The organism is Streptomyces sp. SL06, from assembly GCF_058244745.1.
In genome coordinates, this window is record NZ_JBSYOT010000002.1 from 5,416,611 (window position 1) to 5,437,920 (window position 21,310).

The 21,310-nt window shown below is 73.5% G+C and carries 17 protein-coding genes and 1 pseudogene; 12 read left to right on the plus strand and 6 right to left on the minus strand.

The window, feature by feature from the left end:
* The first annotated feature begins 2 nt into the window (after positions 1-2).
* The 9 genes and pseudogenes from AC4IHM_RS24815 to lgt all read left to right on the plus strand — a co-directional run bounded on the left by AC4IHM_RS24815 (position 3) and on the right by lgt (position 6,943).
* On the plus strand, positions 3-638 hold the full coding sequence (locus tag AC4IHM_RS24815) for a TIGR02234 family membrane protein (protein WP_490869213.1): 636 nt from the start codon (positions 3-5) through the stop codon (positions 636-638).
* A gap of 180 nt (positions 639-818) precedes the next feature.
* Entirely contained in the window at positions 819-1,070 is a 252-nt protein-coding gene (locus tag AC4IHM_RS24820; protein ID WP_490869214.1) for an HGxxPAAW family protein, read from the plus strand.
* A 95-nt stretch (positions 1,071-1,165) separates the two neighbouring features.
* Entirely contained in the window at positions 1,166-1,624 is a 459-nt protein-coding gene (locus AC4IHM_RS24825) for a DUF2752 domain-containing protein (RefSeq protein ID WP_490869215.1), read from the plus strand.
* A gap of 133 nt (positions 1,625-1,757) precedes the next feature.
* Positions 1,758-2,567 (plus strand): indole-3-glycerol phosphate synthase TrpC, encoded by an 810-nt coding sequence (gene trpC, locus AC4IHM_RS24830; RefSeq protein WP_490869216.1) that lies wholly within the window; start codon positions 1,758-1,760, stop codon positions 2,565-2,567.
* Between the two features lie 34 nt (positions 2,568-2,601).
* Positions 2,602-2,688 (plus strand): annotated as a pseudogene (locus AC4IHM_RS24835) (tryptophan biosynthesis modulator TrpM); the annotation flags it as partial.
* A 175-nt stretch (positions 2,689-2,863) separates the two neighbouring features.
* On the plus strand, positions 2,864-4,147 hold the full coding sequence (trpB, locus tag AC4IHM_RS24840) for a tryptophan synthase subunit beta (RefSeq protein WP_490869217.1): 1,284 nt from the start codon (positions 2,864-2,866) through the stop codon (positions 4,145-4,147).
* On the plus strand, positions 4,144-4,959 hold the full coding sequence (gene trpA, locus AC4IHM_RS24845) for a tryptophan synthase subunit alpha (protein ID WP_490869218.1): 816 nt from the start codon (positions 4,144-4,146) through the stop codon (positions 4,957-4,959). Before trpB ends, trpA begins: the two co-directional genes overlap by 4 nt.
* A 98-nt stretch (positions 4,960-5,057) precedes the next feature.
* The gene (locus tag AC4IHM_RS24850) at positions 5,058-5,831 is read left to right on the plus strand and encodes a DsbA family protein (protein WP_490869219.1); all 774 of its coding nucleotides are present in this window, start codon (positions 5,058-5,060) and stop codon (positions 5,829-5,831) included.
* A gap of 110 nt (positions 5,832-5,941) precedes the next feature.
* Positions 5,942-6,943 (plus strand): prolipoprotein diacylglyceryl transferase, encoded by a 1,002-nt coding sequence (gene lgt, locus AC4IHM_RS24855; RefSeq protein WP_490869220.1) that lies wholly within the window; start codon positions 5,942-5,944, stop codon positions 6,941-6,943.
* 36 nt (positions 6,944-6,979) lie between these two features.
* Here the strand turns inward: lgt and AC4IHM_RS24860 are convergent, their stop codons facing one another.
* Genes AC4IHM_RS24860 through AC4IHM_RS24885 form a run of 6 tightly spaced genes read right to left on the minus strand, consistent with a single transcriptional unit; the run spans position 6,980 to position 13,883 of the window.
* Entirely contained in the window at positions 6,980-7,804 is an 825-nt protein-coding gene (locus AC4IHM_RS24860) for an HpcH/HpaI aldolase/citrate lyase family protein (protein WP_490869221.1), read from the minus strand.
* A complete protein-coding gene (locus AC4IHM_RS24865; RefSeq protein WP_490869222.1) occupies positions 7,801-9,006 on the minus strand; it encodes a CaiB/BaiF CoA transferase family protein in 1,206 nt (401 codons plus the stop codon). Before AC4IHM_RS24865 ends, AC4IHM_RS24860 begins: the two co-directional genes overlap by 4 nt.
* Entirely contained in the window at positions 8,988-10,370 is a 1,383-nt protein-coding gene (locus tag AC4IHM_RS24870) for an ADP-ribosylglycohydrolase family protein (RefSeq protein ID WP_490869223.1), read from the minus strand. The genes AC4IHM_RS24865 and AC4IHM_RS24870 overlap by 19 nt, the downstream gene beginning before the upstream one ends.
* Complete coding sequence (locus AC4IHM_RS24875; protein ID WP_490869224.1) at positions 10,358-11,536, minus strand: ADP-ribosylglycohydrolase family protein; 1,179 nt, start codon at positions 11,534-11,536, stop codon at positions 10,358-10,360. Before AC4IHM_RS24875 ends, AC4IHM_RS24870 begins: the two co-directional genes overlap by 13 nt.
* Positions 11,533-12,699 carry an ADP-ribosylglycohydrolase family protein gene (locus AC4IHM_RS24880; protein ID WP_490870929.1) on the minus strand — a complete coding sequence of 389 codons (1,167 nt, stop codon included), beginning with the start codon at positions 12,697-12,699 and terminating at the stop codon, positions 11,533-11,535. Before AC4IHM_RS24880 ends, AC4IHM_RS24875 begins: the two co-directional genes overlap by 4 nt.
* A 50-nt stretch (positions 12,700-12,749) precedes the next feature.
* Positions 12,750-13,883: an ADP-ribosylglycohydrolase family protein gene (locus tag AC4IHM_RS24885; protein WP_490869225.1), complete on the minus strand. Its 1,134-nt coding sequence runs from the start codon at positions 13,881-13,883 to the stop codon at positions 12,750-12,752.
* 236 nt (positions 13,884-14,119) lie between these two features.
* Between AC4IHM_RS24885 and AC4IHM_RS24890 the strand changes: the two genes are divergently transcribed.
* The 3 genes from AC4IHM_RS24890 to AC4IHM_RS24900 all read left to right on the plus strand — a co-directional run bounded on the left by AC4IHM_RS24890 (position 14,120) and on the right by AC4IHM_RS24900 (position 21,281).
* A complete protein-coding gene (locus AC4IHM_RS24890; RefSeq protein ID WP_490869226.1) occupies positions 14,120-14,851 on the plus strand; it encodes a VIT1/CCC1 transporter family protein in 732 nt (243 codons plus the stop codon).
* Between the two features lie 429 nt (positions 14,852-15,280).
* Complete coding sequence (gene gltB, locus AC4IHM_RS24895) at positions 15,281-19,825, plus strand: glutamate synthase large subunit (RefSeq protein ID WP_490870930.1); 4,545 nt, start codon at positions 15,281-15,283, stop codon at positions 19,823-19,825.
* A complete protein-coding gene (locus tag AC4IHM_RS24900; RefSeq protein WP_490869227.1) occupies positions 19,818-21,281 on the plus strand; it encodes a glutamate synthase subunit beta in 1,464 nt (487 codons plus the stop codon). Before gltB ends, AC4IHM_RS24900 begins: the two co-directional genes overlap by 8 nt.
* Positions 21,282-21,310 lie beyond the last annotated feature (29 nt).

Sequence of the window (21,310 nt, forward strand, 5' to 3'; positions counted from 1 at the left end):
TAGTGGAGTACGTGACAGCCGTTCCTCACCCCCGCATCCCCGCCGCAGGACCCGCCGGGTCCGGCCGCCGGAGCCTCGCCGTCGCCCTGGTGTGCGGCGCGCTCGGCGCCGCCGTCGCCCTGCTCGCCACCCGGCAGGAGTGGGCGGAGGGCACCGCGAAGGTGGCCGGCGGCGCGTTCCCGCTGACCGTCAGTGGCAGCGACGTCACCGGCGTACCCGCGGCGCTCGCCATAGTGGGCCTCGCCGCGCTCGTCGCCGTGTTCGCCGTCCGCCGCGCCGGACGGTTCGCCGTGGCCGCCCTGCTCGCGCTGAGCGGCGCGGGCACCGTCGCCGCCGCGCTGGCCGGCGCCTCCGACAGCTCCGCGCTGGACGACCAGGCCGCCAAGGCAGCCGGCGACACCTCGGCCACCGTGAACGCCCTCTCCCACACCGCCTGGCCGTACGTCGCGGCGGCGGGCGGCGCCCTGCTCCTGCTGGCCGGGCTGCTCGCCCTGCGCTACGGGCGGCTGTGGCCCGCGATGTCCGGCCGCTACGAACGCGGCGGCGCCCCGCGCCGCCGGCCGAAGCCCGTCGATCCGGACCGCCCCGAGGACCTCTGGAAGGCCATCGACCGCGGCGAGGACCCCACCAGCGCCTGACCCGCGGGTTCGCCCGTACGCGCGCGGGGCGCCCCGCCCACGCGACACGCGCGCCCCGGGCCGTCCGGCCGCCGCCCCGCGCGCGTGGGGAGCACCCCCGCTCACGGCGCGTGCGCCCGTGCGGGACAATGGGTGCGAGCGTCCTGCTCAGACACGGCACACAGCAACGAGGAGCAAGCAATGGCGGGCAGCAGCCACGGTCACACCCCGGCCGCCTGGACCGGTGTCATCATCTCCTTCATCGGTTTCTGCATCGCGGGCATGTTCATGGTGGCGGCCCGGCCGCTGGGCTTCTGGGCCGGCATGGCGGTCGTGCTCCTCGGCGGTGTCGTGGGCTACATCATGCGGATGATGGGCCTCGGCCAGCCGAAGCAGAACCACCCCGTGCACGAGGTCACCGGCGACCACGCGTCGGCCGGCGCCAAGGGCTGACCGGGTACGGCGGTCACGCAGCCTCCCGGGGGGCGGAGCGGCACGAAGGTGCTCGGGCCGCCCCTCACGTGCGCGCGCGGACCGGCGGGGGCAGAATGCCCAGCGTGGACGCCGAGACCGGGAAGCCGATTCCGACCCCGACCAGGACCGCGACGCGGGGCGCGCCCGCCCGCCTGGCCGTCCCGGCCGGAGTGCTCGCGGCCGTCGCCGGCGCCTTCGCGTACGTGGGGAGCGTGGACCCCAACGAACCCGGCCACTACCCCGTCTGCCCCCTGCTGCGTCTCACCGGACTGCACTGCCCCGGATGCGGCGGCCTGCGCAGCGCCCACGCCTTCGCGCACGGGGACGTGCTGACCGCGCTGCACGCCAACGCGCCCGCCGTGCTCGGCTATCTGGGCTTCGCCGTGCTGTGGACCGTCTGGGTGATCCGTACCGTCCGGGGACGGCCGACGAGGGTCGACCTCGGACCGGTCCACCTGTGGACGGCGGGGGCGTTGCTGCTGGCCTTCACGGTGGTCCGGAACCTGCCGTTCGGCGGCTGGCTCCTGCCCTGACCGCCCGGCGGACGGCCGCTTCGAGGGGCGTTTGGGTGGTGGGACCTGCGGCGGCCGGATGCGGGTCCGGTGCCCCGCTGCGGATACCATCGCAGTGACCACAGGTTTCGCCGTCTGAAAGGGGGCCGCTCGCGTGAGTGTGCTCGACGAGATCATCGACGGAGTCCGTGCCGACCTCGCGGAGCGGCAGGCGCGCGTCAGCCTCGACGAGCTGAAGGAGCGCGCGGCCAAGGCACGACCCGCCAAGGACGGGGTGTCCGCGCTGCGCGGCGAAGGCGTCAAGGTCATCTGCGAGGTCAAGCGCTCCAGCCCCTCCAAGGGCGCGCTGGCGGCCATCGCCGACCCGGCCGGACTCGCCGCGGACTACGAGGCGGGCGGTGCCGCCGTCATCTCCGTCCTCACCGAGGAGCGCCGCTTCGGCGGCTCGCTGGCCGACCTGGACTCGGTGCGCGCGCGGGTGGACATCCCCGTGCTGCGCAAGGACTTCGTCGTCACCTCGTACCAGCTGTGGGAGGCCCGCGCGCACGGCGCCGACCTCGTGCTGCTGATCGTCGCGGCACTCGACCAGCCGGCGCTGGAGTCGCTGACCGAGCGCGCCGAGTCCATCGGACTCACCCCCCTGGTCGAGGTGCACGACGAGGACGAGGTCGAGCGCGCGGTGGACGCGGGCGCCAAGGTCATCGGTGTCAACGCGCGCAATCTGAAGACCCTGGAGGTGGACCGCGGCACCTTCGAGCGGGTCGCCCCGGAGATCCCGGCCGGCATCGTCAAGGTCGCCGAGTCCGGCGTCCGCGGCCCGCACGACCTCATCGCCTACGCCAACGAGGGCGCCGACGCCGTCCTGGTCGGCGAGTCCCTGGTCACCGGCCGCGACCCGAAGACCGCCGTCTCCGACCTGGTGGCGGCAGGCGAACACCCCGCACTGCGGCACGGCCGGGGCTGACCTCCCGGTAGGCTGACCCCCGATGACGCTCACCATGACCCCCGTGGACCGGTACGCCCGCCTCGCGCGCGGCTGCCGCCCCCGAGGCTGCCGCGCCCCGGCCCGCCGGGTCCACGGCCGCCGGGTGAGGTATGTCATCGGCGACGAACCGGGCCAGGTGAACGGCAGGCGATGGCGACGCGCCCTTCAGGGGCGCGGGGAACGGCGCGACCGGCCCTCCACGGCCGGCGGCCGACAACGAGTCCTCGCCCCCACGGCGATGAGCCATAACCGGACACTCACCGTGAGGTACACGCATGCCCAGCACCTTCTTCATCCCCGACCCGGACGGGCAAGTCCCCTCCGCCGAGGGCTACTTCGGCGCCTTCGGGGGCAAATTCATCCCGGAGGCCCTGGTCGCGGCCGTCGACGAGGTCGCCGTCGAGTACGACAAGGCCAAGTCCGACCCTGAGTTCGCCCGGGAACTCGACGACCTGCTCGTCCACTACACCGGCCGCCCGTCGCCCCTCACCGAGGTCCCCCGCTTCGCCGAGCAGGCCGGCGGGGCCCGTGTCTTCCTCAAGCGCGAGGACCTGAACCACACCGGCTCCCACAAGATCAACAACGTGCTGGGCCAGGCCCTGCTCACCAGGCGCATGGGCAAGACCCGGGTGATCGCCGAGACCGGTGCCGGCCAGCACGGCGTGGCGACCGCGACGGCCTGCGCCCTGTTCGGCCTCGACTGCACCATCTACATGGGCGAGATCGACACCCGGCGCCAGGCCCTGAACGTGGCCCGCATGCGCATGCTGGGCGCCGAGGTCATCGCCGTGAAGTCCGGCAGCCGCACGCTGAAGGACGCCATCAACGAGGCCTTCCGCGACTGGGTCGCCAACGTCGACCGCACCCACTACCTGTTCGGCACCGTCGCGGGACCCCACCCCTTCCCGGCGATGGTCCGCGACTTCCACCGCGTGATCGGCGTCGAGGCCCGCCGCCAGCTCCTGGAGCAGGCCGGACGCCTCCCCGACGCCGCGATCGCCTGCGTCGGCGGCGGCTCCAACGCCATCGGCCTCTTCCACGCCTTCATCCCCGACGCGGACGTCCGCCTCATCGGGTGCGAGCCCGCCGGACACGGCATCGAGACCGGCGAGCACGCGGCCACCCTCACCGCGGGCGAGCCCGGCATCCTGCACGGCTCCCGGTCCTACGTCCTCCAGGACGACGAGGGCCAGATCACCGAGCCGTACTCCATCTCGGCCGGCCTGGACTACCCGGGCATCGGCCCGGAGCACGCCCACCTCAAGGAGTCCGGCCGCGGCGAGTACCGCGCGGTCACCGACGACGCCGCCATGCGGGCCCTGCGCCTGCTGTCGCGCTCCGAGGGCATCATCCCGGCCATCGAGTCCGCCCACGCGCTGGCCGGCGCCCTGGAGGTCGGCAGAGAACTGGGCGAGGACGGGCTGATCGTGGTCAATCTGTCCGGCCGCGGCGACAAGGACATGGACACCGCCGCCCGCTACTTCGGGCTGTACGACACCGACGCCGAGGTCGCCGCCGACGAGGCCGGCCCCGCGGAGATCGAGGGGGACGCCAAGTGAGCGGGAACGTGCACCTGCTGGACGAGACCCTCGCCGCGGCGAAGTCCGAGGGCCGCGCCGCCCTGATCGCCTACCTCCCGGCCGGATTCCCGAGCGTGACCGGCGGCATCGAGGCGATGAAGGCCGTGTTCGACGGCGGCGCCAACGTCATCGAGGTGGGCCTGCCGCACAGCGACCCCGTCCTGGACGGCCCGGTCATCCAGACCGCCGACGACATCGCCCTGCGCGGCGGCGTGCGGATCGCCGACGTGATGCGCACGGTCCGCGAGGTGCACGCGGCCAGCGGCAAGCCGGTCCTCGTCATGACGTACTGGAACCCCGTCGACCGCTACGGCGTCGAGCGCTTCACCGCCGAACTGGCCGAGGCGGGCGGCGCCGGGTGCATCCTGCCCGACCTGCCCGTCCAGGAGTCGGCGCTGTGGCGGGAGCACGCCGACAAGCAGGGGCTCGCCACGGTCTTCGTGGTCGCGCCCAGCAGCCGGGACGCGCGGCTCGCCGAGATCACCGCGGCCGGCAGCGGCTTCGTCTACGCCGCCTCCCTCATGGGTGTCACCGGCACCCGCGAGTCGGTCGGCGCGCAGGCCGAGGACCTGGTGCGGCGCACCCGCGCCACCACCGACACCCCGGTCTGCGTCGGGCTCGGCGTCTCCAACGCCGCGCAGGCCGCCGAGGTGGCCGGCTTCGCCGACGGCGTGATCGTCGGCTCGGCCTTCGTCAAGCGCATGCTGGACGCCCCCGACGACGCGGCCGGCCTGGCGGGCGTCCGCGCGCTCGCCGCCGACCTCGCGAAGGGCGTGCGCGGACGGGCGTAGGATCCCGCGCGACGACGGGTAAGTCATACGGGTCCCTCGTACGGGTGGACCTGGGACCGGGGAGGCGCGCTGCGCCTCCCCGGTTCGTTCTGCGGGGTGTGAGCGAGAAGAACCGAGAGGGAAAGCGCACCGCCCGGGAGAAGCTGGCGGCGGAGCGCGACAGGCAGAGGTCCAGGGACAAGCGTCGGCGCGCGCTGATCGTCGGCGCGAGCGTGGTCTGCGTCCTGGGGCTCGCGGCGGTGATCGGCGTGGTCGCCGCGAACGCGGGCAAGGACGACGGCAGCGAGTCGGCGGGCCCGGTCGTGGCGCCCTCGGGCGCCCAGGGCAAGGACGCCCTCGCGATCCCGGCCGGCGAGGAGAGCGCCGGGTCGACGCTCACCATCTGGGAGGACTTCCGCTGCCCGGCCTGCAAGGCCTTCGAGCTGGCGTACCGCGACACGATCCACCAGCTCACCGACGCCGGACAGCTCAAGACCGAGTACCACCTGGCCACCATCATCGACGGCAACATGGGCGGCACCGGCTCCCGCAAGGCCGCCAACGCCGCGGCCTGCGCCCAGGACGCCGGCAAGTTCGTCCCGTACCACGACGTGCTCTACGACAACCAGCCGGCCGAGACCGACGACGCCTTCGCCGACGAGAACAAGCTGCTGGAACTGGCGCGCAAGGTCGACGGCCTGGACTCGACCCTGTTCCAGGAGTGCCTGAAGAACGGCAAGCACAACAGCTGGGTGGAGAAGTCCAACAAGGCCTTCCAGAGCGGCGGCTTCAGCGGCACGCCGACCGTCCTGCTGGACGGAAAGAACATCTACCAGGACCGCTCCATGACACCGGAGAAGCTGAAGCAGCTGGTGCAGGATGCCAACAAGTAGCGCGGCGGCGGTGGGGCGCGCGCGGGCGGCTCGTTCCGTCCGCTCGTTACGGACCCGTAGCCGGGCCACTCGCCGCGTGTCCCGTCCGACACGGTAGCGTCGACCCTGCCATGGAACTTGCCTTCATTCCCAGCCCGTCGCGCGGGGTGCTGCACCTCGGCCCCATCCCGCTGCGCGGCTACGCGTTCTGCATCATCATCGGCGTCTTCGTTGCCGTCTGGCTCGGCAACAAGCGCTGGATCGCCCGGGGCGGGCGGCCCGGCACGGTGGCCGACATCGCGGTCTGGGCCGTTCCGTTCGGCCTGGTCGGCGGCCGGCTCTACCACGTGATCACGGACTACCAGCTGTACTTCAGCGAGGGCCGTGACTGGGTCGACGCCTTCAAGGTCTGGCAGGGCGGCCTCGGCATCTGGGGCGCGATCGCCCTCGGCGCGCTGGGCGCCTGGATCGGCGCCCGGCGCCGGGGCATCCCGATGCCCGTGTACGCCGACGCCGTCGCCCCCGGCATCGCCCTCGCCCAGGCCATCGGCCGCTGGGGCAACTGGTTCAACCAGGAGCTGTACGGCCGGGCCACCGACCTGCCATGGGCCGTGAAGATCACCTCGACGACCGACGGACGCGAGCCGGGCACGTACCACCCGACCTTCCTGTACGAGTCGCTGTGGTGCATCGGCGTCGCCCTGCTCGTGATCTGGGCCGACCGCCGCTTCAGGCTGGGGCACGGGCGGGCGTTCGCGCTGTATGTCGCCGCGTACTGCACGGGCCGGTTCTGGATCGAGTACATGCGCGTCGACGACGCCCACCACATCCTGGGCCTGCGGCTGAACAACTGGACCGCGCTCGTCGTGTTCCTGCTCGCCGTGGTGTACATGGTGCTCTCGGCACGGATGCGGCCGGGCCGGGAGACCGTGATCGAACCGGGCGAGCAGTCCCCGGACGGCGAGCCCGCGGACGGCGCGAAGCCGGACGCGGACGCCGAGTCCACGGACCCCGGGGACACCAAGGACGCCGGGGACGGCAAGGACCCCGAGGACACCAAGGACGCGACGGACGCCGGGGACGGTGCCGTGGCGGACGTGAAGGACGGCGCCGACTCCGCCAGCAAGGGCTGACCGGCCCGCCGTACGTCGGCGGGCCGGGGCCGTGCGTCAGGACAGCGCGGGCCGCCGGGCCAGCGACAGGGTGCGCCGGGCCGTCGCCACCACCGCCGCGTCGACGAACCGGCCGTCCGGCAGCGCCTGCGCGCCCGGCTGCGTGGTGGCCGCCTTGACGATCGTCTCGGCCTCCGCCAGCTCCCGCTCGGTGGGCAGATACGCCCGCTCGATGACCGGCAGCTGCCGGGGATGGATCGCGGCCCGGCCGAGGAAACCCAGGGCACGGCCGTGGGCGCAGGACGCGGCCAGGCCCTCCAGGTCCCGGGTGTCCGGATGCACCGACTGGGACGGCGGCGCCAGGCCCGCCGCCCGCGCCGCCACCACCACGCGCGAGCGCGGCCAGTCCAGGCCGGCGTCCCCGCGTACGCCCAGGTCGGCCCGGAGGTCCGCCTCGCCCAGGGCGATGCCGCGCAGCGAGGGATGGGCGGTGGCGATCCGGTACGCCCGCTCCACACCCAGGGCCGTTTCCAGCAGCGCGTACAGCGGCGGCCCGCCGGTGGCCGCCGCGACGCCGGTGATCTGCTCGGGGCACGTCACCTTGGGCAGCCGCAGCCCGGACAGTCCCGGCAGCGCGGCCAGCGCCGCCAGGTCCGCCGCGGCGAGCGGGCCGTCCAGGGCGTTGACGCGGACGTGCACCGGCACCGGATGCCGCTCGGTGAGCAGCTCGGCGGTGGCCGCGCGGGCGTACTCCTTGCGGTCCGGGGCGACCGCGTCCTCCAGGTCGACCACCACGGCGTCGGCCCCGGCGGCCAGCGCCCCGGCGACCACCGAGGGCCGGTCCCCGGGGGCGTACAGCCAGGTCAGCGGGGGCGCGCTCATACGACGCCCTCCTCACGCAGCTCCTTCACGTCCGCCGGGGTGAGCCCGAGCCCGGTCAGCACCTCCTCGGTGTCCGCGCCGTGCGGACGGCCCGCCCAGCGGATCGCGCCCGGGGTGGCGGAGAGCCGGAACAGGACGTTCTGCATGCGCAGCGGGCCCAGCTCGGGGTCGTCGACGGTGGTGACGGTGTCGAGGGCCCGGTACTGCGGGTCGGTCATCACGTCCCGCACGTCCTGGATCGGCGCGACCGCCGCCTCGGCCCGCTCGAAGGCGGCGAGTACGTCGGCGCGGGTGTGCCGGGCGATCCAGTCGCCGACCGCCGCGTCCAGCACGTCGGCGTGCCCGGCCCGGTCGGCGCCCGTGGCGAACCAGGGCTCGTCGACCAGCTCGGGCCGGCCCACCAGGCGCATCACGCGCTCGGCGACCGACTGGGCCGAGGTGGAGACGGCGACCCAGTCGCCGTCGGCGGTGCGGTAGGTGTTGCGCGGGGCGTTGTTCTGGGAGCGGTTGCCGGTGCGCGGCTGGACGTGGCCGAGCTGGTCGTACCAGGTGGGCTGCGGGCCGAGGACGGTCAGGATGGGCTCGATGATCGCCATGTCGACGACCTGGCCCTCGCCGGTGCGCTCGCGGGCGGCCAGCGCCGTCATCACGGCGTACGCCGTCGCCAGCGCGGCGATCGAGTCGGCGAGGCCGAACGGCGGCAGGGTCGGGGGCCCCTCGGGCTCACCGGTCATCGCGGCGAATCCGCTCATGGCCTCGGCCAGCGTGCCGAAGCCGGGGCGGCGCGCGTACGGGCCGGTCTGGCCGAAGCCGGTGACCCGGGTGAGGACCAGGCGGGGGTTGACGGCGGACAGCTCGTCCCAGCCCAGGTCCCACTTCTCCAGGGTGCCCGGACGGAAGTTCTCGACGACGATGTCCGCGGTCGCGGCGAGGCGGAGCAGGGTGGCGCGGCCGGCCGGTTTCGACAGGTCCAGGGTGATCGTGCGCTTGTTGCGGCCCAGCAGCTTCCACCACAGGCCCACGCCGTCCTTCGAGGGGCCGTGGCCCCGGGAGGGGTCGGGCCGGGTGGGGTGCTCGACCTTGATCACCTCGGCGCCGAAGTCGCCGAGCATGGTGGCGGCCAGCGGACCCGCGAAGAGGGTGGCGAGGTCGAGGACGCGCAGGCCGGTCAGTGGGGCGGGCGTCACGGCGGGTTGGGACATGGGCGGGTGGCTTCCCTGTGGGTGAGGTGGGCGAGGGTGTCGAAGCCGGTGCCGTCGAAGTCGCCGACCGTGCTGGCCAGGCGGTTCTTCAGCGGGGCCGTCCAGTGCTCGGGCAGCGCGGCGGGGGAGCCGGCGAGCAGTCCGGCGACGCTGCCGGCGGTGGCGCCGTTGGAGTCGGTGTCCCAGCCTCCGGAGACGGCGCGGGAGACCGAGCCGGTGAAGTCGCCGTCCGCGTGGGTGAGGGCGGCGGCGATCAGGGCCGCGTTGGGGACGGCGTGCACCCAGTGCAGGGCGGGGGAGTGGACGGCGTGCAGCTCGTCCACGACCGTGTCGAAGTCGGTGTGGGCACGGGCGAGCCCCACGGCCTGCCGGACGGCCCGCGCCAGCCGGGAGGCGGGCGGTACGACCGCGAGACCGGCCCGGAGACAGGCGTGGACGTCGTGGGCGCCGGTGGCGGCGGTGGCGATGACGGCCGCCGCGAACATGGCCGCGTAGACGCCGTTGGCGGTGTGGGTGAGGGTGGCGTCGCGGTGGGCCTGCTCCGCCGCGGCGGCCGGGTCCCCGGGGTTGGTCCAGCCGTGCGCGTCGGCGCGGATCAGGGCGCCGATCCACTCCCGGAAGGGGTTGCGGTGGCGGGCGGTGAGCGGGGGTTCGAGGCCGGTCAGGAGATTGCGGTAGGCGACGCGTTCGGCGGTGAAGGTGCGGCCGGCCGGGAGGTCGTCGAGCCAGACGCGGGCCACGTCTGCGGTGGTGAAGGCCCGGCCGTGGCGTCGCAGGAGCAGGAGGTTGAGCAGGGGGTAGTCGAGGTCGTCGTCCTCCGGCATGCCGTCGATGTTCTCGGCCAGTGAGGTGGCCGCGGAGCGGCGGTTCCAGGGGTACGCGGCGCCGAGGTCCCGGGGGAGGCCGCGGGCGGTGAAGTACCTGGTCGGAGGCCAGTTGCCGGTGGCTCGGGCGAGGCGGCGGATGCCGGTGAGGGGGAGCTTCTCGACGGGTTTGCCGAGCAGGCAGCCCACGGCCCGGCCCAGCCAGGCGGCTTCCAGACGGGCGTGGGACGTGCCCGCGTGCGGCGCCGGTGGTGACGCCGGCCACTGCGGGCACAGACGCCGGATGCTCTCCAGGTCCGTCGGTTCCGTGTCCGCCGAGGGGACCGGCAGCCCGGCCAGTTCGTCCAGCAGGTCGTCGGCCAGGAGGCGCAGGTGGGGGGAGGCCGGTTCCGGGGAGGCGCCGGACCGCTCGGGGGCCTCGCGGCCGCCCGCCGCCCGCCAGCGGGCCGCGATCGCCGACGCATCGCGGCCGTCCTGGGCCGCCTGGCGCAGCTCGTGCCCGATCAGGTCCTCGGGCTGGACCCAGGTCAGCCGGAGCATCCCGGGCCCCCGATCGCCGTGAACGCCCGCTCGTGGGCGCGGCGCCGCCGCACGTCGCGCTCGAAGACCTCCCGCGCGACCCCGGCGAGCGTGGCCGCCGGCTGCCACAGGTCCAGGCGGCTCGCCTCCGCGACCGCCTTGGCCCAGTGCTCCGGCACCGGTGAGCCCAGCGCCCCGGCCAGCGCGCCCGCCATCGTGGCGATGGAGTCGCAGTCGCGGCCGTAGTTGACCGCGCCGAGGACCGCGTGGCGGAAGTCGCCGCCGGAGACGAGCAGCATGCCGAGGGCGACGGGCAGTTCCTCGATCGAGTGCAGCCGGGACGGACGGCGGGCGGCCAGCGAGGGCGCCCGGTAGTCGGGGCCCACCGTGTCGTAAGGGGCGACCGCCTCCCGCAGCGGTGCGAGCGCCGACTCGAAGTCCGAGTACCGCGAGGCGACTTCGCAGACCGCCTCGATCGCCGCCCGGGTGCCGTCCTTGGCCAGCGACAGACAGGCCGCCACCACCGACTGCGGTGTCGCCCCCGGCACGCACGCCGCGGCCACCGCCGCCGCGAGGACACCGGCCGCCTCCCGGCCGTACGACGACTGGTGGGCGCCCGCGATGTCCAGGGCCTCGGCGTACGCGGCGGCGGGGTGGGCCGCGTTGACCAGGCCGACCGGGGCCGTGTACATCGCGGCACCGCAGTTGACGATGTTGCCGGTGCCCGCCTCGCGGGGGTCCACGTGGCCGTAGTGGATCCTGGCCACCAGCCACTTCTCCGCCAGGAAGATCCGCTGGAGCGGCAGCGCCTCGGCCTCCAGCTCGGGGATCCAGCGCGGGTGCGTGATCAGGTCGGGGACCAGGTGCTCGGCGACCGCGTAGGCGTCGAGGTGGTCGCGGACCGTGTCGTAGACCCGTACCAGCGCGTGGGTCATCAAGGTGTCGTCGGTGACGTGGCCGTCGCCCTTGTGGTACGGCGCGACGGGGCGGGCGGTGCGCCAGGCGTCGCCGTTCCAGGGGCCGACGATGCCGTGGATCCGGCCGCCGTGGCGTTCGAGGATCTGCTCGGGGGAGTAGCCCTCGACCGGGCCGCCGAGCGCGTCGCCGACGGCCGCGCCGACGAGGGCCCCGGTGACGCGCTCCTCCAGGCTCGCCTCGGCGTGTTTTGCGGTGGTCGTGGATGTCATGCGGGGTGTGGCCCTTCTGCTCGGGCTGGGCGGGACGGTTGCGCGGCGTGCAGGAGGCCGGCGAGTTCGACCAGGTCGGTGCCGGCGAGCCGGGGCAGTACGCAGCCGGGGAGGGTGCGGCAGGCGTCCCGCCAGGGCGCGGGGATCGACGCGCCGCCGCCCAGCGCTCCGGTGAGGGCGCCGGCCAGGGCGGGGGCGGAGTCCGCGACCCTGGACAGACAGGCCGCCGCGGGTACCGCCTCCGCGATGCGGCCGCGAGCCGCGGTGGCCAGGGCGAGGGCCACCGGGACGGTCTCGGCGGCGGCGACGCCGTAGCTGTAGACGTGGTCGACGATCCGGTGTTCCAGCAGGGGGACCAGGGCGAAGGCGCCGTCGGCGGACGCGGCGAGGGCGAGTGCCTGGCGGGCGTTGCGGCCGATCTCCGTGGCCTCGGGCAGCTCTGCGAGCGCGGCCGTCACACAGGCGTCCACGTCCGCGCCGGCGAGGGCGACCGCCAGCGCCGCCGCCATCCCCCGGGCGCCGTGCACACCGTCGCCGTCCTGGGTGTAGCGGGCGTCGAACTCGGCGAGGTCGGCGGCGAGCCGCGGTTCCGCGGGGTGGGCGACGGCGAGGACGCAGGCCCGCACGCAGGCCGCGTCGTCGAAGTAGTGCGGGTTGTCGTGGCCGGTGGCGGGCGGGCGCAGGCCGGTGGCGAGGTTGCCGAGTCCGGCCCGTACCGAGATGCGGGCGCGCAGCGGCAGCACCGCCGACTCGGTCTCCGGGGCGCGTTCCGTCGCCGCGGCCACCTCACGGGCGACGGCGTTCCAGCTCAGGTCGATCGCGGCCCGTATCCGGCGGTCCCGGCCCAGGTCCCCGAGCGCGCTGTCGTCGCCGGCCCGCAGCACCGCCTCCGCCGCGAACACCGCCCACTCGGCGTCGTCCGACGGGCCGAGGCACAGCGGTTCGGGGGGCTGGTTCAGGGCGAGGGGTACGGGGAGGGTGGTGGTCGCGTTCTGCTCGGCGAAGGTGTCCAGCTCGCGGGTGAGCCGACGCGTCCACTCCGGCATCCGCGCGGCCCGGTGCCGAGCGGCCGGCCAGCCGGCGGCGTCCCCGACGGCCAGACCGAGCAGGAGCCCCTCGACCCGCTCGGAGCCCGGCGCGGGCTGCTCCGACGTGTCGGGCATCTCGACGTACGCCGTGGTCGCCGGCCCCTCACCGGCGGAGAGAGGCCCGGTCACGACCCCACCCCCACGACCTCACCACCCGGCACGGGCCCCTCCCGCGTCGCACCGCTCCACCCCACGACGACCGCGCCCCGCCGTGCGGCGTCTTCGGGCGCGGTGAGCGGGGTGTGGCCGGGCGGGGGTTCGGCGGCTCGGTGGGTCAGGAGGTCGGCGACCCTCAGTACGTGGTGGCCGGCCATCGTCGGCAGGCAGGTGCCGCGGGCGGGGCCGATCGCGGCGGCCCAGTCGGCCGGGATGGCGTGGACGCCGCGGGTCGCCCCGGCGAGGGCGCCGGCCACCGCGGCCGTGGTGTCGGCGTCGCGGCCCATGTTGACGGCCGTCAGCACGGCGCCCGCGAAGTCGCCGTCCGCGGCCGCGTACGCGCCGAAGGCGAGGGCGACCGCCTCCGGGGCCAGGTCGGTCCAGGGGTAACCGCCGATGACCACCGCGGCGCGGACGGCACGTTCGCCGCGGTGGGCCGCCGTCATCGCGCGGCGCATGCAGCGGGCGGTCCAGGAGTCCTCCGGGACGACGGCCAGGGCGGAGGCCACGACCGCGACGGGCGGTGCCCCGGCCATCGCCGCCGCGACGCCCGCCGCCACCGCCTGGCCGCCGTAGATGCCCTCGCCGTCGTGGCTGACCGAGCCGTCGATCGCCACCAGCCGGGCCGCCTCGGCGGGGCGGCCGGCCGCGAACACGCCGTAGGGCGCGGCCCGCATGGCCAGGCCGTCGCTCCAGGCGTGCCGGTGCTGGGCGGAGATGGGGGCGGCCAGCCCACGGCGCAGGTTCTCCAGGGTGCCGCGTTCGCTGAAGCCCGCGCCCCGGAACGGGCCCTCCTCCCGGTCCGCGATCCACTCGTGCCAGGCCGTCTCCACATGGGCCGGGGTGAGCGCGGAGCCGTGCCGGGCCAGCAGCAGGCCCGAGAAGATCGCGTACTCGGTGTCGTCGGTCCCGGCCGGCTGCTCGGCCACGTACCCCGTGATCCGGCCCCAGCGGGCGCGGATCTCGGAGGGCTTCATGTTCTCGGCCGGCGCCCCGAGGGCGTCTCCGACGGCCAGTCCGAGCAGCGCGCCCCGGGCCCGTTCGCGCGGTCCGACGGCGCCCTCGGACGCGGGGACCGGGGGAATGCAGGCGGTGGATGCCATGCGGCCTCTCCTCTCCCTTTGCGCATCTGTCCCCGGTGCGGCGCGCACCGCAGCCTCACGGGGCCCAGCGTCACCCGGTCGACCGCTGTACGGACGAGGTCGCGGACCGGCGAGAAGGGGTGAAACCGCAGGTAAGCCCAGCCTTTCCTTGCTGGCGAGGCGGAAATGACCGGCGTAGATTTGGTGTTGTAAAAAAGTAGAACGAGTCCAAACTAGACCCCCCGGGGGGAGTTCCCATGGCCGCCATCGAGACCGGGGCGCCACTGCACGAGGCGCACCGCGACAACCACACCCACCGCGACGTGAACGGCGGCTGGCTGCGCCCCGCCGTCTTCGGCGCGATGGACGGCCTGGTCTCCAACCTCGCCCTGATGACCGGTGTCGCGGGCGGTGCCGTCGGCCAGCAGACCGTCGTGCTGAGCGGCCTGGCGGGTCTGGCCGCCGGCGCCTTCTCCATGGCCGCGGGCGAGTACACCTCCGTCGCCTCGCAGCGCGAGCTGGTCGAGGCCGAGCTGGCCGTGGAGCGCCGCGAGCTGCGCAAGCACCCGGCGGGCGAGGAGGCCGAGCTGGCCGCGCTCTACGAGGCCCGGGGCGTGGAAGGGAGCCTCGCGCGCGAGGTGGCCCGCCAGCTGTCCCGCGACCCCGAGCGGGCCCTGGAGATACACGCCCGCGAGGAGCTGGGCGTCAACCCGGCCGACCTGCCCTCGCCGCTGGTCGCGGCCGGTTCGTCGTTCGGGTCCTTCGCGCTGGGGGCCATGCTGCCCGTCCTGCCGTTCCTGCTCGGCGCCACCGCCCTGTGGCCCGCGGTGCTGCTCGCGCTGACCGGCCTGTTCCTGTGCGGTGCGGTGGTGGCCAAGGTGACCGCCCGGAGCTGGTGGTACAGCGGTCTGCGGCAGCTCGCCCTCGGTGGCGCGGCGGCCGGTGTGACGTACCTCCTGGGCAGTTTGTTCGGATCCGCCGTAGGATAGGTCGGCTCCAGCCTGTGCGCCGGACCGCACAAGTGCCTGTTACTTCCTGGTTTCGAGTGTGTGAGCATCGGGCATGAGCCGTAAGCGCCGCGGGCAATGTCGCCTGCCTCGCATCCGCGGAGTCGGCGACGAGGCTTCCTCCGCCCTTCAGGGCCGACGGACATCGATCTGTCCGTTTCGGTTCTCCATAGCTTTCACCGCCGGGCGCGGCACCCCACCGCGACCCCCTCGGTGTCCGCATGCTGGAACGGACTGTCCCGGTTCCCGAGAACCGCTTCATCATGTAATCTGCACGAAATTTTTCAGCCACGCAGAGGGCCAACGTCGTCCCTCGGCACTTGTACATGCCAGATGACGACGACGGGAGAGCCGATGCGTACGCCGCGCCAGCCGTCCCAGCATTCCGTGGATGGCCGGAACTGGTCCTTCATGGATGCTCGCCCTGCTGCGCAGGGTATGTACGACCCCCGCAACGAGCACGACGCCTGCGGCGTCGGTTTCGTCGCCACTCTGACCGGCGAGGCGTCCCACACCCTGGTCGACCAGGCCCTCACCGTGCTGCGCAATCTGGAGCACCGCGGCGCCACCGGCTCCGAGCCCGACTCGGGCGACGGCGCGGGCATCCTCTCCCAGGTGCCGGACGCCTTCTTCCGCGAGGTGGCCGGATTCGAACTGCCCGAGGCCGGCTCCTACGCCGTCGGCATCGCCTTCCTGCCGGTGGACGGCACCGAGGGCGCCGTCTCACGGATCGAGACGATCGCGGCCGAGGAGGGCCTCACCGTCCTCGGCTGGCGCGAGGTCCCGGTCGCCCCGCAACTGCTGGGCGCCACCGCCCGCTCCACGATGCCGGTCTTCCGCCAGCTCTTCGTGTCGGACGGCGTCTCGCAGGGCATCGCCCTCGACCGCAGAGCCTTCGCGCTGCGCAAGCGCGCCGAGCGCGAGGCCGGTGTCTACTTCCCGTCGCTGTCCGCCCGGACCATCGTCCACAAGGGCATGCTGACCACCGGCCAGCTGGAGCCCTTCTTCCCGGACCTGTCCGACCGCCGCTTCGCCTCCGCGATCGCGCTCGTGCACTCCCGGTTCTCGACGAACACCTTCCCGGCCTGGCCGCTCGCCCACCCGTACCGCTTCGTCGCGCACAACGGCGAGATCAACACGGTCAAGGGCAACCGCAACTGGATGGTCGCCCGCGAGTCCCAGCTCGCCTCCGACCTGTTCGGCTCGTCCCCCGACCTGGAGCGGCTCTTCCCGATCTGCACGCCGGACGCCTCGGACTCCGCGTCGTTCGACGAGGTCCTGGAACTGCTGCACCTGGGCGGGCGCTCACTGCCGCACTCCGTGCTGATGATGATCCCGGAGGCGTGGGAGAACCACGACTCGATGGACCCGGCCCGGCGCGCCTTCTACCAGTTCCACTCCTCGATGATGGAGCCCTGGGACGGCCCCGCCTGCGTCACCTTCACCGACGGCACCCAGGTCGGCGCCGTGCTCGACCGCAACGGTCTGCGCCCCGGCCGCTACTGGGTCACCGACGACGGCCTCGTCGTCCTCGGCTCCGAGGTCGGCGTCCTGGACATCGACCCCGCCAAGGTGGTCCGCAAGGGCCGCCTGCAGCCCGGCCGCATGTTCCTCGTGGACACCGCCGAGCACCGCATCATCGAGGACGACGAGATCAAGGCCCGGCTCGCCGCCGAGCAGCCGTACGCCGAGTGGATCGAGACCGGCGAGATCGAGCTGTCCGACCTCCCCGAGCGCGAGCACATCGTGCACACCCACGCCTCGGTCACCCGGCGCCAGCAGACCTTCGGGTACACCGAGGAGGAGCTGCGGGTCATCATCGCGCCGATGGCCAAGGCCGGCGCCGAGCCGATCGGCTCCATGGGCACGGACTCGCCGATCGCCGCGCTGTCCGAGCGCCCCCGGCTGCTCTTCGACTACTTCACCCAGCTGTTCGCCCAGGTCACCAACCCGCCGCTGGACGCGATCCGCGAGGAACTGGTCACCTCCCTGCGCTCCTCGCTCGGCCCCCAGGGCAACCTGCTGGAGCCGTCGGCCGCCTCCTGTCGCAGCGTCCTGCTGCCCTTCCCGGTGATCGACAACGACGAGCTGGCCAAGCTCATCCACATCAACGCCGACGGCGACATGCCCGGCTTCAAGGCCGCCACGCTCTCCGGCCTGTTCCGGGTCTCCGGCGGCGGCGAGTCCCTGGCCGCCCGCATCGACGAGATCTGCGCCGAGGCCGACGCCGCCATAGAGAACGGCGCCCGGATGATCGTCCTGTCCGACCGCCACTCCGACGCCGAGCACGCGCCGATCCCCTCGCTGCTGCTCACCTCGGCCGTCCACCACCACCTCATCCGCACCAAGCAGCGCACCCAGGTGGGCCTGCTGGTCGAGGCCGGCGACGTGCGCGAGGTCCACCACGTCGCCCTGCTCATCGGCTACGGAGCCGCCGCCGTCAACCCGTACCTGGCCATGGAGTCCGTCGAGGACCTGGTCCGCGCGGGCACCTTCCTGCAGTCCGAGGACGGCACGCCCGACCAGGCCATCCGCAACCTGATCTACGCCCTCGGCAAGGGCGTCCTCAAGGTCATGTCCAAGATGGGCATCTCCACCGTCGCCTCCTACCGCGGCGCCCAGGTCTTCGAGGCCGTCGGCCTCGACGAGACGTTCGTCGCCGACTACTTCAACGGCACCGCCACCAAGATCGGCGGCGTCGGCATCGACGTCATCGCCGAGGAGGTCGCGGCCCGGCACGCGAAGGCGTACCCGGCGAGCGGCATCGCGCCCGCCCACCGCGCCCTGGACATCGGCGGCGAGTACCAGTGGCGCCGCGAGGGCGAACCGCACCTGTTCGACCCGGAGACGGTCTTCCGCCTCCAGCACTCGACGCGCTCCGGCGAGTACGGCATCTTCAAGAAGTACACCGAGCGCGTGAACGAGCAGTCCGAGCGCCTGATGACGCTGCGCGGCCTCTTCGGCTTCAAGTCGGACCGGGGACCCGTCCCGATCGACCAGGTCGAGCCCGTCTCCGAGATCGTCAAGCGCTTCTCCACCGGCGCCATGTCGTACGGCTCCATCTCCCAGGAGGCGCACGAGACCCTCGCCGTCGCCATGAACCAGTTGGGCGGCAAGTCCAACACCGGTGAGGGCGGCGAGGACCCGGAGCGCCTCTACGACCCGGCGCGCCGCTCGTCGATCAAGCAGGTCGCCTCCGGCCGCTTCGGCGTGACCAGCGAGTACCTGGTCAACGCGGACGACATCCAGATCAAGATGGCCCAGGGCGCCAAGCCCGGCGAGGGCGGCCAGCTGCCCGGTCACAAGGTGTACCCGTGGGTCGCCAGGACCCGGCACTCCACCCCCGGCGTCGGCCTGATCTCGCCCCCGCCGCACCACGACATCTACTCCATCGAAGACCTGGCCCAGCTGATCCACGACCTGAAGAACGCGAACCCGCAGGCGCGGATCCACGTCAAGCTGGTCTCGGAGGTCGGCGTCGGCACGGTCGCGGCGGGCGTGTCGAAGGCGCACGCGGACGTGGTGCTGATCTCCGGCCACGACGGCGGCACCGGCGCCTCCCCCCTCACGAGCCTCAAGCACGCCGGCGGTCCCTGGGAGCTGGGCCTCGCCGAGACCCAGCAGACCCTGCTGCTCAACGGCCTGCGCGACCGGATCGTCGTCCAGACCGACGGCCAGCTCAAGACCGGCCGCGATGTCGTCATCGCCGCGCTGCTCGGCGCCGAGGAGTTCGGCTTCGCGACCGCGCCGCTCGTCGTCTCGGGCTGCGTCATGATGCGCGTCTGCCACCTGGACACCTGCCCGGTCGGCATCGCCACCCAGAACCCGGTGCTGCGCGACCGGTTCTCCGGCAAGGCCGAGTACATCGTCAACTTCTTCCGCTTCATCGCCGAAGAGGTCCGCGAGATCCTCGCCGAGCTGGGCTACCGCTCCATCGAGGAGGCCGTCGGCCACGCCGAGACCCTCGACGTCACCCGCGCCGTGAACCACTGGAAGGCGCAGGGCCTCGACCTGGAGCCGCTGTTCCACGTGCCCGCGCTGCCCGAGGGCGCGGCGCGCCACCGGGTCGTCCTCCAGGACCACGGCCTGGAGAAGGCCCTCGACAACCAGCTGATCAGGCTCGCCTCCGACGCGCTGGCCGCCTCGGACGCCACCGAGGCAGCGCCGGTGCGCGCCCAGGTCGCCATCCGCAACATCAACCGCACGGTCGGCACCATGCTCGGCCACGAGGTGACGAAGAAGTTCGGCGGCGCGGGCCTGCCCGACGACACCGTCGACATCACCTTCACCGGCTCCGCGGGCCAGTCCTTCGGCGCCTTCGTCCCGCGCGGCATCACCCTGCGCCTGGAGGGCGACGCCAACGACTACGTCGGCAAGGGCCTCTCCGGCGGCCGGCTGATCGTCCGCCCGGACCGGGGCGCCGAGCACCTCGCCGAGTACTCCACCATCGCCGGCAACACCATCGGCTACGGCGCAACCGGCGGCGAGATGTTCCTGCGCGGCAAGGTCGGCGAGCGCTTCTGCGTCCGCAACTCCGGCGCGCTGGTCGTCTCCGAGGGCGTCGGCGACCACGGCTGCGAGTACATGACCGGCGGCCGCGCGGTCGTCCTCGGCGAGACCGGGCGCAACTTCGCGGCCGGCATGTCCGGCGGCGTCGCGTACGTCCTCGACCTCGACCGCGACAACGTCAACCCGGGCAACGCGGACGCCGTCCACGCCCTGGACGACTCCGACCGGGACTGGCTGCACGACGTGGTGCGCCGGCACGCCGAGGAGACCGGGTCCACGGTCGCCGAGAAGCTGCTCGCCGACTGGCCCGTCGCCGTGGAGCGCTTCAGCAAGATCATCCCCAGTACGTACAAGGCAGTGCTCGCCGCCAAGGACGCCGCCGAGCGGGCCGGTCTCTCCGAGACCGAGATCACCGAGAAGATGATGGAGGCGGCGACCAATGGCTGATCCCAAGGGCTTTTTGAACCACGGCCGCGAGGTCGCCAGGACCCGCCCCGTCGAGGAGCGCGTCAAGGACTGGAACGAGGTCTACGTCCCCGGCTCCCTGCTGCCGATCATCAGCAAGCAGGCCAGCCGGTGCATGGACTGCGGCATCCCGTTCTGCCACAACGGCTGTCCGCTCGGGAACCTGATCCCCGAGTGGAACGACTACGCCTACCGCGAGGACTGGTCGGCGGCGTCCGATCGCCTGCACGCCACCAACAACTTCCCGGAGTTCACCGGCCGGCTGTGCCCGGCCCCGTGCGAGTCGGCGTGCGTCCTCGGCATCAACCAGGCGCCGGTCACCATCAAGAACGTCGAGGTCTCGATCATCGACAAGGCGTGGGAGACCGGGGACGTCGCCCCGAGCGTCCCGGAGCGCCTGTCCGGCAAGACCGTCGCCGTCATCGGCTCGGGCCCGGCGGGTCTCGCCGCCGCCCAGCAGCTCACCCGGGCCGGCCACACGGTCGCCGTCTACGAGCGCGCGGACCGCGTCGGCGGCCTCCTGCGGTACGGCATCCCCGAGTTCAAGATGGAGAAGCGGCACATCAACCGCCGCATAGAGCAGATGCGCGCGGAGGGCACCCGGTTCCGCACCGGCGTCGAGATCGGGCGCGACCTGAAGGCCACCGACCTGAAGAAGCGGTACGACGCCGTCGTCATCGCCGCCGGCTCCACCACCGCCCGCGACCTGCCCGTCCCCGGCCGCGAACTCAAGGGCATCCACCAGGCGATGGAGTACCTGCCGCTGGCCAACAAGGTCCAGGAGGGCGACTACGTGGCGCCCCCGATCTCGGCCCGGGGCAAGCACGTCGTCGTCATCGGCGGCGGCGACACCGGCGCCGACTGCGTGGGCACCGCCCACCGCCAGGGCGCGGCCTCCGTCACCCAGCTGGAGATCATGCCCCGGCCGGGCGAGGAGCGGAACCCGGTCTCCCAGCCGTGGCCGACCTTCCCGATGCTCTACAAGGTCACCTCGGCGCACGAGGAGGGCGGTGAGCGGATCTACGCCGTCTCCACCACCCACTTCGAGGGCGACGAGGACGGCAACGTCCAGTGGCTGCACATGAGCGAGGTCGAGTTCATCGAGGGAAGGCTCACCCCGAAGCCGGGCACCGAGCGCAGGATCCCGGCCCAACTGGTCACCCTCGCCATGGGCTTCACCGGCACCGACCGGGAGAACGGGCTGGTCGACCAGTTCGGACTGGAGCTGGACGCGCGCGGTAACATCGCCCGGGACGCCGACTTCCAGACCAATGTGCCGGGTGTGTTCGTCGCCGGCGACGCCGGTCGCGGCCAGTCCCTCATCGTCTGGGCGATCGCGGAGGGCCGCTCGGCCGCCCGCGGTGCCGACCGCTTCCTGACCGGAGCCAGCGACCTGCCGGCCCCGATCCGCCCGACGGACCGCGCGCTGGCGGTCTGACGGACGGAACAACCGAAGAATGTCCCGTA